This window comes from Capnocytophaga sp. H4358, from assembly GCF_002302515.1.
GTDB classification, from domain to species: Bacteria; Bacteroidota; Bacteroidia; order Flavobacteriales; family Flavobacteriaceae; genus Capnocytophaga; species Capnocytophaga canis.
On the sequence record NZ_CP022380.1, the window covers coordinates 635,344 to 649,349 of the forward strand.

At 37.8% G+C, this 14,006-nt stretch carries 14 protein-coding genes and 5 tRNA genes; 3 read left to right on the forward strand and 16 right to left on the reverse strand.

The window, feature by feature from the left end:
• The 16 genes from CGC49_RS02685 to CGC49_RS02760 all read right to left on the reverse strand — a co-directional run bounded on the left by CGC49_RS02685 (nucleotide 1) and on the right by CGC49_RS02760 (nucleotide 10,951).
• On the reverse strand, nucleotides 1-348 hold the full coding sequence (locus tag CGC49_RS02685; protein ID WP_042009081.1) for an MmcQ/YjbR family DNA-binding protein: 348 nt from the start codon (nucleotides 346-348) through the stop codon (nucleotides 1-3).
• Between the two features lie 85 nt (nucleotides 349-433).
• Nucleotides 434-4,243 carry a DNA-directed RNA polymerase subunit beta gene (rpoB, locus tag CGC49_RS02690; protein WP_042009083.1) on the reverse strand — a complete coding sequence of 1,270 codons (3,810 nt, stop codon included), beginning with the start codon at nucleotides 4,241-4,243 and terminating at the stop codon, nucleotides 434-436.
• Between the two features lie 265 nt (nucleotides 4,244-4,508).
• On the reverse strand, nucleotides 4,509-4,883 hold the full coding sequence (gene rplL / locus CGC49_RS02695) for a 50S ribosomal protein L7/L12 (protein WP_095893361.1): 375 nt from the start codon (nucleotides 4,881-4,883) through the stop codon (nucleotides 4,509-4,511).
• A 53-nt stretch (nucleotides 4,884-4,936) separates the two neighbouring features.
• On the reverse strand, nucleotides 4,937-5,452 hold the full coding sequence (rplJ, locus tag CGC49_RS02700; RefSeq protein WP_095911785.1) for a 50S ribosomal protein L10: 516 nt from the start codon (nucleotides 5,450-5,452) through the stop codon (nucleotides 4,937-4,939).
• A 22-nt stretch (nucleotides 5,453-5,474) separates the two neighbouring features.
• Nucleotides 5,475-6,164: a 50S ribosomal protein L1 gene (gene rplA / locus CGC49_RS02705; RefSeq protein ID WP_042005299.1), complete on the reverse strand. Its 690-nt coding sequence runs from the start codon at nucleotides 6,162-6,164 to the stop codon at nucleotides 5,475-5,477.
• Between the two features lie 11 nt (nucleotides 6,165-6,175).
• Entirely contained in the window at nucleotides 6,176-6,613 is a 438-nt protein-coding gene (gene rplK, locus CGC49_RS02710) for a 50S ribosomal protein L11 (RefSeq protein ID WP_042005298.1), read from the reverse strand.
• A gap of 54 nt (nucleotides 6,614-6,667) precedes the next feature.
• Nucleotides 6,668-7,219: a transcription termination/antitermination protein NusG gene (gene nusG, locus CGC49_RS02715; protein ID WP_042005297.1), complete on the reverse strand. Its 552-nt coding sequence runs from the start codon at nucleotides 7,217-7,219 to the stop codon at nucleotides 6,668-6,670.
• Between the two features lie 12 nt (nucleotides 7,220-7,231).
• Complete coding sequence (gene secE, locus CGC49_RS02720) at nucleotides 7,232-7,417, reverse strand: preprotein translocase subunit SecE (RefSeq protein WP_042005296.1); 186 nt, start codon at nucleotides 7,415-7,417, stop codon at nucleotides 7,232-7,234.
• A gap of 16 nt (nucleotides 7,418-7,433) precedes the next feature.
• Nucleotides 7,434-7,504 (reverse strand) — tRNA-Trp (locus CGC49_RS02725).
• A 73-nt stretch (nucleotides 7,505-7,577) separates the two neighbouring features.
• Entirely contained in the window at nucleotides 7,578-8,765 is a 1,188-nt protein-coding gene (gene tuf / locus CGC49_RS02730; RefSeq protein WP_042344887.1) for an elongation factor Tu, read from the reverse strand.
• 61 nt (nucleotides 8,766-8,826) lie between these two features.
• A tRNA-Thr gene (locus tag CGC49_RS02735) sits at nucleotides 8,827-8,898 on the reverse strand.
• Between the two features lie 15 nt (nucleotides 8,899-8,913).
• Nucleotides 8,914-8,986, reverse strand: a tRNA-Gly gene (locus CGC49_RS02740).
• A gap of 7 nt (nucleotides 8,987-8,993) precedes the next feature.
• Nucleotides 8,994-9,078: transfer RNA gene (locus CGC49_RS02745), tRNA-Tyr, on the reverse strand.
• A gap of 32 nt (nucleotides 9,079-9,110) precedes the next feature.
• A tRNA-Thr gene (locus tag CGC49_RS02750) sits at nucleotides 9,111-9,184 on the reverse strand.
• A gap of 275 nt (nucleotides 9,185-9,459) precedes the next feature.
• The gene (locus CGC49_RS02755) at nucleotides 9,460-10,380 is read right to left on the reverse strand and encodes a M48 family metallopeptidase (protein WP_042005294.1); all 921 of its coding nucleotides are present in this window, start codon (nucleotides 10,378-10,380) and stop codon (nucleotides 9,460-9,462) included.
• Between the two features lie 10 nt (nucleotides 10,381-10,390).
• Nucleotides 10,391-10,951, reverse strand: coding sequence for a LemA family protein (locus tag CGC49_RS02760; RefSeq protein ID WP_042005293.1), 561 nt, complete (start codon nucleotides 10,949-10,951; stop codon nucleotides 10,391-10,393).
• A 212-nt stretch (nucleotides 10,952-11,163) separates the two neighbouring features.
• On the opposite strand from CGC49_RS02760, the gene CGC49_RS02765 reads away from it, so the two are divergent.
• The 3 genes from CGC49_RS02765 to CGC49_RS02775 all read left to right on the forward strand — a co-directional run bounded on the left by CGC49_RS02765 (nucleotide 11,164) and on the right by CGC49_RS02775 (nucleotide 13,937).
• Entirely contained in the window at nucleotides 11,164-12,651 is a 1,488-nt protein-coding gene (locus CGC49_RS02765; RefSeq protein ID WP_232745192.1) for a sulfatase, read from the forward strand.
• A gap of 2 nt (nucleotides 12,652-12,653) precedes the next feature.
• A complete protein-coding gene (locus CGC49_RS02770) occupies nucleotides 12,654-13,244 on the forward strand; it encodes a peptidylprolyl isomerase (protein ID WP_042344884.1) in 591 nt (196 codons plus the stop codon).
• 84 nt (nucleotides 13,245-13,328) lie between these two features.
• Complete coding sequence (locus CGC49_RS02775; RefSeq protein ID WP_095911787.1) at nucleotides 13,329-13,937, forward strand: superoxide dismutase; 609 nt, start codon at nucleotides 13,329-13,331, stop codon at nucleotides 13,935-13,937.
• Nucleotides 13,938-14,006 lie beyond the last annotated feature (69 nt).

Sequence of the window (14,006 nt, forward strand, 5' to 3'; positions counted from 1 at the left end):
TTAAAATAATTCTTCTTGAACTTTCTTTGGTAACCTCTTTACTACAAGCTCATATGAATTGAAAATCCATTTTCTAAGTAATTTATCGGAAATTTTTCCATTAATTTGGACACTGTTCCAATGTTTTTTATTCATATGCCAACCTGGAGTAACTTCTGCATATTGTTCACGAAGCTCAACCGCTTCTTCAGGATCACACTTGATATTTATAAACTCATATTTTGTGATGTTTACCAAGCAGAACATTTTCCCTTTAACTGAAAAAACCAGAATATTATCATCAAAAGGAAAACTTTCTTCAGAAGCTTTAAGCGACAGACAAAATTCACGCAATTCTTCGATATTCATCAAAAATGAGTATTTTAATAATCTTAGAAACACTTAAAACTCTGCCAAAGGAATACTTTGGCAAAGTTTCTGAATTTTGATTTTTTTATTCTTCCAATCTTATATCAAGTCCAAGACCTTTAAGTTCGTGCATCAATACGTTGAACGATTCAGGAAGCCCTGGTTCTGGCATTGTTTCTCCTTTAACGATTGCCTCATACGTTTTAGCTCTACCGATTACGTCGTCGGACTTCACGGTTAAGATTTCACGCAATGTGCTTGAAGCTCCATATGCTTCCAATGCCCAAACCTCCATCTCTCCAAAACGCTGACCTCCAAACTGAGCCTTACCTCCAAGTGGTTGTTGGGTAATAAGCGAATAAGGCCCGATAGAACGTGCGTGCATCTTATCGTCGATCATGTGTCCGAGTTTAATCATATAGATAACCCCAACAGTTGCAGGTTGATCAAAACGCTCTCCAGTTCCTCCATCATACAGATAAGTATGTCCAAAACGTGGAATACCTGCCTCGTCAGTCAATGCATTGATTTGCTCCAACGATGCTCCATCAAAAATAGGCGTAGCGTACTTCTGACCTAATTTTTGACCTGCCCAACCGAGAACGGTTTCATAAATCTGTCCAATATTCATACGAGAAGGTACCCCAAGAGGGTTCAACACTATATCCACAGGAGTTCCATCTTCCAAGAACGGCATATCTTCATCACGAACAATACGAGCTACAATACCTTTATTTCCGTGACGACCTGCCATTTTATCTCCTACTTTCAGCTTACGTTTTTTGGCTATATACACTTTCGCCAATTTCAAAATTCCTGCTGGTAACTCATCCCCCACTGAGATAGTAAACTTCTCACGACGTAATGCTCCTTGCAAGTCATTCAACTTAATTTTGTAGTTATGCAACAAGTCATCAATCAACGTATTCACCTCTTTGTCATCCGTCCAACCACCAGAAACTATATGAGCATAATCGTCAACTGCTTCTAAAGCCTTTACCGAATATTTTTTACCTTTCGGGATAATTTCTTCTCCCAAATCATTGGTTACACCTTGTGATGTTTTTCCTTCAACCAGTGTAAACAATTTAGTGATTAATTTATCTTTTAGAGCCTGGAATTTAGAATTGTAAGAAGCCTCAACCACTGCAACATCTTCTTTTTCTTTTCCACGCTTTCTCTTATCTTTAACAACGCGTGAGAACAATTTCTTATCTACAACAACCCCGTAAAGCGAAGGCGATGCTTTCAACGACGCATCTTTTACATCTCCTGCTTTATCTCCAAAAATCGCACGAAGCAATTTCTCTTCGGGTGTAGGATCTGACTCTCCTTTAGGAGTAATTTTCCCAATAAGAATATCTCCAGGTCGCACCTCTGCACCGATACGAATCATACCATTTTCATCCAAATCTTTGGTAGCTTCTTCTGAAACGTTTGGAATGTCGTTGGTCAACTCTTCTGCACCTAACTTAGTATCACGAACTTCCAACGAATACTCGTCAATGTGGATAGACGTAAAAATATCCTCACGAACCACACGTTCTGAAATAACAATAGCATCCTCGAAGTTATATCCTTTCCAAGGCATAAACGCTACTTTCATATTTCGCCCTAAAGCTAACTCCCCTTGTTCAGTAGCATATCCATCACAAAGTACCTGACCTTTAGTCACTCTATCTCCTTTTCGAACGATAGGCTTCAAGTTGATACAAGTTCCTTGATTCGTTTTTTGGAATTTAATAAGATCATAAACCGTTTGTTCTTCCTCAAAACTCACTAATTTTTGATTCTCAGTACGGTCATATGTAATTATAATTTTCTCAGCATCAACATATTCTACTACACCATCACCCTCTGCGTTCATCAGAACACGTGCATCGGATGCCACGCGACGCTCCAAACCTGTCCCAACAATTGGAGCCTCTGGTTTCAATAAAGGTACCGCTTGGCGCATCATATTCGATCCCATCAAAGCACGGTTAGCGTCATCATGCTCCAAGAAAGGAATCAACGAAGCCGAAATAGAAGCAATCTGATTAGGAGCAACGTCAATAAACTCCACTTGATTAGGTTCAATTACAGGAAAATCCCCATCTTCTTTTACAACAACTCTCTCTTCTGTAATATTACCCTCTTTATCCAAACTGATGTTTGCCATACCGATCTTAAGTCCTTCTTCCTCTTCAGCACTCAAATAGGTCATGTCTTTCAAGTCTACCTTCCCGTTAGTAACCTTGTGGTAAGGAGTTTCAATGAATCCCATTGAATTTACTTTTGAGAACACAGCCAAAGATGAAATCAAACCGATGTTTGGTCCCTCAGGAGTTTCAATAGGACACAGGCGTCCGTAATGTGTGTAATGAACGTCACGCACCTCAAAACCTGCACGTTCACGTGAAAGTCCTCCTGGCCCCAAAGCTGACAATCTTCGTTTGTGCGTAATCTCAGCGAGTGGATTGGTTTGATCCATAAACTGAGAAAGCTGATTCGTTCCAAAAAACGAATTGATTACCGATGAAAGTGTTTTAGCATTAATCAAGTCAATAGGAGTAAACACCTCATTATCACGAACATTCATACGTTCACGAATCGTACGAGCCATACGAGAAAGTCCAACACCAAACTGAGCCGAAAGTTGCTCACCAACCGTACGCACACGACGATTTGACAAGTGATCAATATCATCAACTTCCGCTTTTGAATTGATAAGCTCAATTAAGTACTTAACAATTGTTATGATATCTTCTTTTGTTAAAACTTGCTTATCTTCTGGAATATCTATTCCTAATTTTTTATTAATTCTGTAACGCCCTACATCTCCTAAATTATAACGTTGGTCAGAGAAGAATAATTTATCGATAATGCCACGGGCTGTCTCTTCATCAGGTGGTTCAGCGTTACGCAACTGACGATAAATATGTTCTACAGCCTCTTTTTCAGAGTTTGTAGGGTCTTTTTGTAGAGTATTATGAATAATTGTATAATCTGTTGCTTGGCTGTCCTCTTTATGAAGAAGAATAGTTTTCACGTCAGCTTCAACAATTTCCTCTATATTATCTTTATCTAAAACAGTATCTCGGTCGAGAATAATTTCATTACGCTCAATAGATACCACCTCTCCTGTATCTTCATCAACAAAGTCTTCGTGCCACGTATTCAACACACGAGCAGCTAAACGACGACCAATATATTTCTTCAAACCTGTCTTAGAAACTTTGATCTCTTCAGCCAAATCAAATATCTCTAAAATATCCTTATCCCGCTCAAAACCAATAGCACGGAACAAAGTTGTTACAGGTAATTTTTTCTTTCTATCAATGTACGCATACATCACATTGTTAATGTCTGTAGCGAATTCAATCCAAGAACCTTTAAAAGGAATAATTCTGGCTGAATATAATTTTGTTCCATTTGCGTGGAACGACTGCCCGAAGAAAACTCCTGGTGAACGGTGCAATTGTGAAACGATTACACGCTCAGCTCCATTGATAACGAACGTACCACTGGCAGTCATATAAGGAACAGTTCCCAAATAGACATCTTGTACAATAGTTTCAAAATCTTCGTGTTCAGGATCTGTACAATATAGTTTCAATCTTGCTTTTAACGGCACACTATAAGTTAAACCTCTTTCGATACACTCCTGAATAGTGTAGCGAGGTGGGTCAATAAAATAGTCTAAAAACTCCAACACAAACTGATTACGCGTGTCTGTTATTGGGAAATTCTCTTTAAATGTGTTATATAACCCTTCATTGCCTCTCTCCTCCGATTTAGTTTCCAATTGGAAAAAATCTTGGAACGATTTAATCTGAATATCCAAAAAATCGGGATAGTCTGGTGTGTGTTTTACAGAAGCAAAATTGATTCTTGCAGTTTGATTCGTAAGCATCTATTTTTATAAATTTAATTCTTTAAGCCTAACGTTTTAAAGTTACAACAATATGCAACCTTATTAAAAAAAATCAGATTTTAAAACTTTTTGTTCAAAACCCAAATATTGATTTCTATAAATCAACGAAATAACATATTAATTATCAAGCTATTAAAGCTAAGTTTTTGTAACTAATAGTTTATTACCGATATAATACGCAAAATGGTTTAGGCCTATTCTGTACAAGAAAAGACCTAAACCTTATATGTTAAACTTCGTAAAATTATTTCAATTCTACTTCAGCTCCAGCTTCTTCTAAAGACTTTTTAAGACCTTCTGCTTCGTCTTTAGATACACCTTCTTTGATTTTTGAAGGAGCTCCATCAACTACTTCTTTAGCTTCTTTAAGTCCAAGACCTGTTAATTCTTTAACCAATTTAACAACAGCTAATTTGTTAGCACCTGCTGATTTCAAGAATACATCAAATTCTGTTTTTTCAGCTACAGCCTCACCTGCTGCTGCTGGACCTGCTGCTACTGCAACCGCTGCAGCTGCTGGCTCAATTCCGTACTCATCTTTTAAAATTTGAGCAAGTTCGTTTACTTCTTTAACTGTTAAGTTTACTAATTGTTCTGCGAAATTTTTTAAATCTGCCATTTTCTATCGTTTTTTAAGTTTGTTATAAAATTTAATTTTGTGCGTTCAATCTACTATTTTTCAGACAAAGTTTTAATAATACCTGCCAATTTTCCACCTCCTGATTTAAGAGCTGAAACAACATTTTTAGCAGGTGATTGCAACAATCCGATAATATCGCCAATAAGCTCCTCTCTCGACTTGATTGCAACCAAAGTCTCTAATTGGTCTGCTCCAACGAAGATAGCTTCCTCAATAAAAGCACCTTTTAAAACCAATTTATCTGATTTTTTTCTGAATTCTTTGATAAGTTTCGCAGGGGCATTTCCTACCTCTGAAAACATCAAAGTACTATTTCCTCTAAGAACTGACGGCAATTCACCAAATTCTTTTTCAGAAGCCTCCATTGCCTTTGCAAGCAACGTATTTTTAACAACTGCCAATTTGATATTCGCCTTGAAACAAGCCTTACGTAAGTTTGTTGTTTCATCTGCATTCAAACCAGTTAGGTCAGCAACATAGATTACGTTATTCTCAGCTAACCGTGCAGTCAAATCCTCTATTACTAATGATTTTTCTTCTCTTGTCATAATTTCCTTTTTTAACTACCAATTAAACTGATTTCGTATCTACTGGCACACTTGGGCTCATTGTTGAAGACAAATAGATAGACTTCACATAAGTTCCTTTTGCTGCAGTAGGTTTTAATTTTATTAATGTCTGAATCAACTCATGAGCGTTGTCAATAATTTGCTCCGCTGAGAAAGATACCTTACCGATAGCAGCGTGAACGATACCTGTTTTATCAACACGGAAGTCAATCTTACCTGCTTTCACTTCTTGAACTGCTTTCCCGATTTCCATTGTTACTGTTCCTGTTTTTGGGTTAGGCATCAAACCACGAGGACCTAAAACGCGCCCAAGAGGACCTAATTTACCCATAACACTTGGCATCGTAACAATTACGTCAACATCAGTCCAACCGTCTTTAATTTTTTGCAGATATTCATCCAATCCAACATAATCAGCACCAGCAGCTTTGGCCTCAGCCTCTTTGTCTGGAGTTACCAACGCAAGTACTTTCACGTCCTTACCTGTTCCGTGTGGAAGCGTAACCACACCACGAACCATTTGATTTGCTTTACGAGGATCAACACCCAAACGAACTGCAATATCAACCGAAGCATCGAACTTTGTATATGTGATTTGTTTCAATAGTGCAGAAGCCTCAGCCAACGAGTACAATTTATTGTAATCAACCTTTGATAAAGCCTCTTTGTGTTTCTTTGTCAATTTTGCCATAATTTTTCAGATTAAAAAGGTTTATCACCAGTTACTGTTATACCCATAGAACGTGCTGTACCAGCAACCATACTCATTGCAGACTCAATAGTAAACGCATTCAAATCCGCCATTTTGTCCTCTGCAATAGCTCTTACTTGATCCCAAGTAATGCTTCCTACTTTTTTACGGTTAGGTTGCCCTGAACCTCCTTTAATCTTCGCGGCTTCCAATAGCTGAACTGCAGCAGGTGCGGTTTTAGTAACAAAGTCAAATGACTTGTCTTTATAAACAGTGATAACAACTGGGATAATTTTCCCTTGTTTGTCCTGTGTACGAGCATTGAACTGCTTACAGAACTCCATAATGTTAACACCGGCAGCACCTAATGCGGGTCCAATTGGTGGCGACGGATTCGCTTGACCTCCCCGAGCTTGTAGCTTAACTACTTTACTAATTTCTTTTGCCATTGTTTATTATTAATTAAAAAATTTAAAGTGTAAATACAATTACACTTTTTTGTCTTATACTTTTTCTACTTGCATATAACTCAACTCAAGTGGCGTTTTTCGTCCAAAAATTTTAACCATTACCTCAAGTTTACGTTTTTCCTCATTTACTTTTTCAACTGTTCCATTAAAACCATTGAACGGCCCATCAATTACTTTAATTGTTTCTCCAACCGTATACGGAATCGCAACAGCTTCTACATTTTCGGCAAGATCATCGACCTGTCCCAACATGCGGTTCACATCTGATTTTCTCAGTGGAAGCGGATCTCCTCCTTTAGTTTCACTTAAAAAACTAACAACTCCTGGAATTGATTTGATTATGTGGATAACTTCACCTGCTAAGTTTGCTTTTACCATAACATAGCCCGGCATATGCACTTTCTCCTTATTTATTTTCTTTCCGTTGCGAATCTGAACAACTTTCTCGGTAGGCACCAAAACCTCCTCCACATAATCAGCGTACCCCAAACGAGTAGTTTCATTTTCTATGTAGTTCTTAACCTTATTTTCTTGTCCAGTAACAGCTTTAACAACGTACCATTTTTTCTCTAATATTCCAGACATCCCGTTATTTTTTTACTTCATAAAGTTAAAATACCAAGCCATTAGCCACTCAAAGAAAGAATCCATTCCCCAAATTAGGAGTGAAAACAAAACCGAAAAAACCACTACGATAACCATTTCCTTTTGAGCCTGAGCTAAGGTTGGCCACGTAACGTGATTTTTTAATTCCTCATAAGATTCTTTAATATAATTTACCATTATCTTATCGTTTTTGCACGGGTGGAGGGATTCGAACCCCCATCAACGGTTTTGGAGACCGCTATTCTACCCTTGAACTACACCCGTCTTTCATAAAGAAGTTTTGAACCATAAAGTTCAAAACCTCTTTAATATTATTAAATTGAAATATCAATTCTTATTAGTCAAGAATTTCAGTTACTTGACCTGCACCTACTGTACGTCCTCCTTCACGGATAGCGAAACGAAGTCCTACATTAAGAGCGATAGCTTGTAACAACTCTACTGTAATTGTTACGTTATCTCCTGGCATAACCATCTCAACTCCTTCAGGTAATGAGATAGTACCTGTTACGTCAGTTGTACGTACATAGAACTGAGGACGATATTTATCTTTAAATGGAGTATGACGTCCACCCTCTTCTTTGCTCAAGATATACACCTCTGCTTTGAATTTAGCGTGAGGCTTAACAGAACCTGGTTTACAAATAACCATACCACGTTTGATATCTTTTTTATCAATACCACGAAGTAATAGACCTACGTTATCACCAGCCTCTCCTCTGTCAAGGATTTTACGGAACATCTCTACCCCCGTGATTGTAGAAGTCAATTTCTCAGCTCCCATACCGATGATTTCAACAGCCTCACCTGTTTTAGCAACCCCTGTTTCAATACGTCCTGTTGCTACAGTTCCACGTCCTGTAATAGTGAACACGTCTTCAACTGGCATCAAGAATGGCTTATCAATATCACGAGTTGGCAATTCAATCCAGTTATCAACAGCTTCCATTAGTTTCATAACTGTATCAACCCATTTTGGCTCACCATTCAAAGCTCCTAAGGCAGAACCTTGAACGATAGGTCCGTTATCTCCATCATAGTCATAAGAGCTCAACAACTCTCTCATTTCAAGCTCAACAAGCTCTAACAATTCTGGGTCGTCTACCATATCCACTTTGTTCATGAAAACAACGATACGAGGAATACCTACCTGACGTCCTAAAAGGATGTGCTCACGAGTTTGTGGCATTGGACCATCCGTAGCAGCAACTACAAGAATAGCTCCGTCCATCTGAGCAGCACCAGTAATCATGTTTTTAACGTAATCCGCGTGACCAGGACAGTCAACGTGTGCGTAGTGACGGTTTGCTGTTTGATATTCAACGTGTGAAGTGTTGATGGTGATACCTCTTTCTTTTTCCTCAGGAGCGTTATCGATTGAATCGAAACTTCTTGCTTCAGAAAGACCTGCATCAGATAATACTTTAGTGATAGCAGCTGTCAAAGTTGTCTTACCGTGATCCACGTGTCCGATAGTACCAATATTCAAGTGGGGTTTGGAACGATCAAATGTTTCTTTTGCCATGATTAATAATTTTTTTTAAATCTTAGTTATATAATTCAGTGTTAAATGTGTGCAATTCAAGAGCCAATGACGAGATTTGAACTCGTGACCTCTTCCTTACCAAGGAAGCGCTCTACCCCTGAGCTACACCGGCTTATAGCCTTCTGTGAGCGGGAGACGAGGTTCGAACTCGCGACATTCAGCTTGGAAGGCTGACGCTCTACCAACTGAGCTACTCCCGCATTTTTTTGGTGGGAAGAGCAGGATTCGAACCTGCGAAGACATAGTCAGCAGATTTACAGTCTGCCCTCGTTGGCCGCTTGAGTATCTTCCCTTTGCCACAATTATTAAAAGTATGAACTTTCGAGCCGATAGAGGGATTCGAACCCACGACCCCGAGATTACAAATCACGTGCTCTGGCCAACTGAGCTATATCGGCATAACTCTTTCGTTATTTCTAACGGAGTGCAAATGTATATATATTTTTTTTGTTAGCAAAATTTTTTACGTTTTTTTTACTCATAATTATCCATCATTTTACACAAAACACTGAAAAACAATATTTTATATAAAAAAAAGATTTGCATACAGAGTGTTATAAAAATCATCATTTGAAAGAGAATGAATTAACTCCCCCCCTATCATATTTCTATTAATTCTCTGCCTACCAAAGCTACGACAAAAATGAAACTTTACCCTCTGCTGTATCTGATTCTAAAATTGCTCCAACACCTGAATGCGTTTTTCAATCGGTGGATGTGTAGCAAATAATGACATTATCCCTTTGCTTTTATGTTCTATAAACATCTCTTTTACTTCATCATTTTTGATATCCAGCTCTGAGTTTCCTGAAATTTTACGTAAAGCACTGGCTAAACCTAAAGGGTTTCGAGTCATTTCAGCGGCTCCTGCATCTGCCATATATTCTCGTTTTCGAGATAGAGCAAATTTAAAGACCATAGATAGTATGTATACGACAAAAGCTATTATCAAAAAGATTAATATGATCATTCCACCTCCACCTTTATCATTACTGCTTTTTTTCCTTGAAGAAAGTCCATTGCTCAGGAGCATACGAAAAGCTAAATCTGCCAAAACAGCAAAAATACCTACAAAAACAATAGTAACTATTAACAAGCGTACATCTCGATTACGTATATGCATCAGCTCGTGTGCTATAACCCCCTCTAATTCCGCATCATCTAGTGTATTTATAAGTCCTCGGGTAAGGGTTACTGCATATGTTTTTTCATTGATCCCTGAGGCATATGCGTTCAAAACTTCGCTTTCTATGATGTACAGTTTGGGCATCTGCATACCAACCGACATACACAAATTTTCGGTCAAGTTGTAAACCCTCATATTATTCCTACGTTCCAAAGGTTTGGAATTAGTAGCAAATTGAATCATTTGTGTATGAAAAAAGTAAGATATTAGAAACCAAACTCCAACAACAACCAAGACGACAGGTGTCGCTCCTACAAATAAGCTATTGGTAGTAGTAACATTTTGCTCGTTTGTAAAATACAAGAAAGCGTACACTTCCAATAACACCAATAGCGGAAAGGCAATTATTAAAAGTATGGATTTAAAATTATTTCGGGATATCTGAGACTGTATTCCGACGTACTGCATTTCGTTCGCTTTAGAATGAAATCTCTGGAGCTTTGTCGAGGGTTGCTCGTTGCTCTGTTCCTAAATCGAAGAATGGCTGTACAGTCATTTTCTTCATTCCCGCTACAATATTGGTAGGAATTGACTGAATGGCTGTATTCAATTCTCTGGTCGTTGAATTGAAATATCTTCGCACCGAAGCTAATTTGTTTTCTATATCAGCTATCTCTTGCTGTAAGTGCATGAAATTAGTATTCGCTTTCAAATCGGGATATGCTTCTACCTGAATATTAAATGCCGACATTGCCATTCCCAATTCTTTTTCAGCTGCTATTTTTGAATTTACGTCTGTAGCATTCATGGCCTTACTTCGGGCTTGCGTCACTCGAGTCAAAACATCGGCTTCGTGTTGCATATATCCTTTAACCGCTCCTAACAACTGAGGAATTAAATCGTGACGTTGCTTTAACTGAACGTCAATATCGGCAAAGGCATTTTCTCGATTGTTTGACAAAGCAACCAATCTATTGTTGGTCATCACGTACCAAATTATCAATATTACAACAACCCCTAAAATGATTAATCCTATCATATTTTTATTTTTTTAAGTTAACTGGGACAAAGTTACTATTTTTTTTTTATTTTATCCAAAATGTTTTGAAATTTATTGTTCCGAAAAATACGTCTCCTTACGGCTCCCCATTCTTTGTATTCTCACCAAAAAAAATGTACCTTTGTCTTCTCTTATTTTTTATGAAAAAGCTATACATTTTATCAATTATCGCCTTTTTACCAATTCTTTTTTTGAGGTGCAATAAAACTGAAACACCTCCCAATATTGTTTTGTTTGTAGTTGATGACATGGGGTGGCAGGATACTTCGGTTGATTTTTTTGAACAAACTACGGATTTCAATCACATGTACGAAACTCCTAATATGGAACGGCTAGCGAGACAAGGAATGAAATTCACCCAGGCTTACGCTACCCCAATTTGTTCCCCTTCGAGAGTAAGTCTTTTCACGGGAACAAACGCTGCAAGACATCGAGTAACGAACTGGACTCTGTTTAGAGACACTTCTACGGATCAAAAAGACACTTTACTTACCTATCCGGAATGGAACGTTAATGGCATTGCTACCGAAAATGGCATTCCGCGTACGTTTGTTTCCACTACCCTACCTCAGCTACTACAAAAATCGGGATATCATAACATTCATATAGGAAAGGCTCATTTTGCTGCCAAAGACACTCCCTGCGAAGATCCTATTAACATGGGATTCCACGTGAATGTGGGTGGACATGCAGCAGGTGGATTGAAATCTTATGAAGGAGTAGACAACTTTGGGAACGACACGATACAAAAAAACATTTTTGCCGTCCCACATCTAGAAGAATTTCATGGAAAAGATATTTTCGTTACAGAAGCCTTGACTCAAAAAGCCATTGAGAAACTTCAGAAACGCCCGAAAGAGAAACCTTTCTTTTTGTATATGTCACACTATGCCATTCATGTTCCAATAATGGGGGACAAACGTTTTGTTAACAAATATTTAGACAAAGGAATGCATCCTGTTGAAGCTAAATATGCCTCCCTAATTGAAGGTATGGACAAAAGTTTAGGAGATTTGATGAATTTTTTAGAACAGGAAGAGTTAAGTGAAAATACAATCATTATTTTTATCTCCGATAACGGTGGATTAGACGCTTGGGCAAGAGGCTTGTCAAAGAACAGTGCTAACCATCCATTGGCAAGCGGCAAGGGTTCGTTAAAAGAAGGAGGCATCCGCATTCCATTTTTGGTGTCTTGGAAAGGAAAAATCATTGGAAATCAAACAAATAATAATATTGTAAGTATCGAAGATATTTTCCCTTCATTATTAGAAATTTGCAATATGGAAAAAGAAAATATCATACAAACTATTGACGGAAAAAGCTTTGTAAATCAACTTTTTACCCCAACTAAAAACATTCCTGAAAGAAATCTTTACTGGCATTTGCCTAATAATTGGTTTGGTTACAATCGCACATTAGGGTTGGGAGCATCAAGTGCTATTCGTAAAGGTAATTACAAACTCATATATTACCATGACTCTCAAGATTTTGAACTTTATAACATAACAACAGATATTAGTGAAAAACATAATATAGCTACTGAAAATCAGACTAAAACAGAGGAATTAGCTCATGATTTAGCAAATTATTTACGAGAGGCAAAAGCTCAAATGCCAACCGTTCAAATTACTGGAAAGCAAGTACCTTATCCTGATGAAGTTATAAATAAAAAACCGTAGATATGAGAACTCTTATTATTACTTTTCTGTTGCTGATTTCGGGAATATCATTCGCCCAAAAGGTGGTTATAAAAACCTCGAAAGGCGATATTATTGTAAAATTATTCCCTAAAAAAGCTCCTAAAACGGTAGCTAACTTTCTCAGATACGTTGATGAGGAGCGATATGACGAAAGAAGTTTTTATCGAGTTGTGAGGCTTAATAATCAGGGACAAAGTACAACTCCAATTGAGGTAATCCAAGGTGGATTTTACAACGATACGCTCAATGTTTATCCCCCTATCAAAATTGAAACCACCGAACAGACGGGACTATCACATAAAATAGGAGCTGTTTCAATGGCTCGAAACGCTCCCGATAGTGCTACAACAGAATTTTTTATCGTACTTAACCAGCGTCAGCCACAGTTAGATTATGGTGGCAAACGAAATTCTGACGGATACGGATTTGCTGTATTCGGAAAAGTAGTCAAAGGGATGAAGATTGTCAAAGAAATCCAAAAAGGCAAAACCGTTCTATGGGAGGGATACGGACAGGAACAACTATTAAAAGAACCTGTCAGGATTATTTCCATCCGAAGACTAATAAACTAAATCCAGTACTTTTGAAAATTCTTCTTTGATTTTTCATTTTTTATACTTATATTTGCGTTTTAACACATAAAAAAACATTACACTATGTCATTTACATTACCAAAATTACCTTATGCTTATGATGCCTTAGAGCCTCATATTGATGCACGTACTATGGAAATTCACCATACGAAACATCACAATGCTTACACTACTAATCTAAATACAGCCATTGCTGGTACGGATTTAGAAGGAAAGTCTATCGAAGAAATTTTGAAAAACTTAGATATGAACAACGGAGCTGTTCGCAATAACGGAGGTGGTTTCTACAATCACAACCTATTTTGGGAAGTGATGTCTTCAAAAGGAGGCGGACAACCTACGGGCGAATTGGCTAACGCTATTAATGAGGCTTTCGGAAGTTTCGATGCTTTCAAAGAAGCATTTGCAAAAGCGGCTACCACACGCTTCGGTTCAGGATGGGCTTGGCTTTGTGTCCACAAAGGAGGTAAAGTGGAAGTATGTTCTTCAGCGAATCAAGACAATCCTCTAATGCCTAATGTAGGCTGTGGAGGAATGCCAATCTTAGGGTTAGATGTTTGGGAACATGCCTATTACCTAAATTATCAAAACCGTCGTCCTGATTACATTCAAGCATTTTTCAATGTTATCAATTGGGAAAAAGTAGCGGAACTTTACGCTAAAGGCAAATAAATTTGTTTCCCATAATTATATATGAAAAGAGGTTGCTTGATAAAAATAAGCAACCTCTTTTTGTATGTC

Coding starts and splice junctions, on each gene's coding strand:
- CGC49_RS02685 (WP_042009081.1), bottom strand. CDS start 348: ATGAATATCGAAGAATTGCGTGAATTTTGTCTGTCGCTTAAAGCTTCT.
- rpoB (WP_042009083.1), bottom strand. CDS start 4,243: ATGCTTACGAATCAAACTGCAAGAATCAATTTTGCTTCTGTAAAACAC.
- rplL (WP_095893361.1), bottom strand. CDS start 4,883: ATGGCAGATTTAAAAAATTTCGCAGAACAATTAGTAAACTTAACAGTT.
- rplJ (WP_095911785.1), bottom strand. CDS start 5,452: ATGACAAGAGAAGAAAAATCATTAGTAATAGAGGATTTGACTGCACGG.
- rplA (WP_042005299.1), bottom strand. CDS start 6,164: ATGGCAAAATTGACAAAGAAACACAAAGAGGCTTTATCAAAGGTTGAT.
- rplK (WP_042005298.1), bottom strand. CDS start 6,613: ATGGCAAAAGAAATTAGTAAAGTAGTTAAGCTACAAGCTCGGGGAGGT.
- nusG (WP_042005297.1), bottom strand. CDS start 7,219: ATGTCTGGAATATTAGAGAAAAAATGGTACGTTGTTAAAGCTGTTACT.
- secE (WP_042005296.1), bottom strand. CDS start 7,417: ATGGTAAATTATATTAAAGAATCTTATGAGGAATTAAAAAATCACGTT.
- tuf (WP_042344887.1), bottom strand. CDS start 8,765: ATGGCAAAAGAAACATTTGATCGTTCCAAACCCCACTTGAATATTGGT.
- CGC49_RS02755 (WP_042005294.1), bottom strand. CDS start 10,380: ATGCAGTACGTCGGAATACAGTCTCAGATATCCCGAAATAATTTTAAA.
- CGC49_RS02760 (WP_042005293.1), bottom strand. CDS start 10,951: ATGATAGGATTAATCATTTTAGGGGTTGTTGTAATATTGATAATTTGG.
- CGC49_RS02770 (WP_042344884.1), top strand. CDS start 12,654: ATGAGAACTCTTATTATTACTTTTCTGTTGCTGATTTCGGGAATATCA.
- CGC49_RS02775 (WP_095911787.1), top strand. CDS start 13,329: ATGTCATTTACATTACCAAAATTACCTTATGCTTATGATGCCTTAGAG.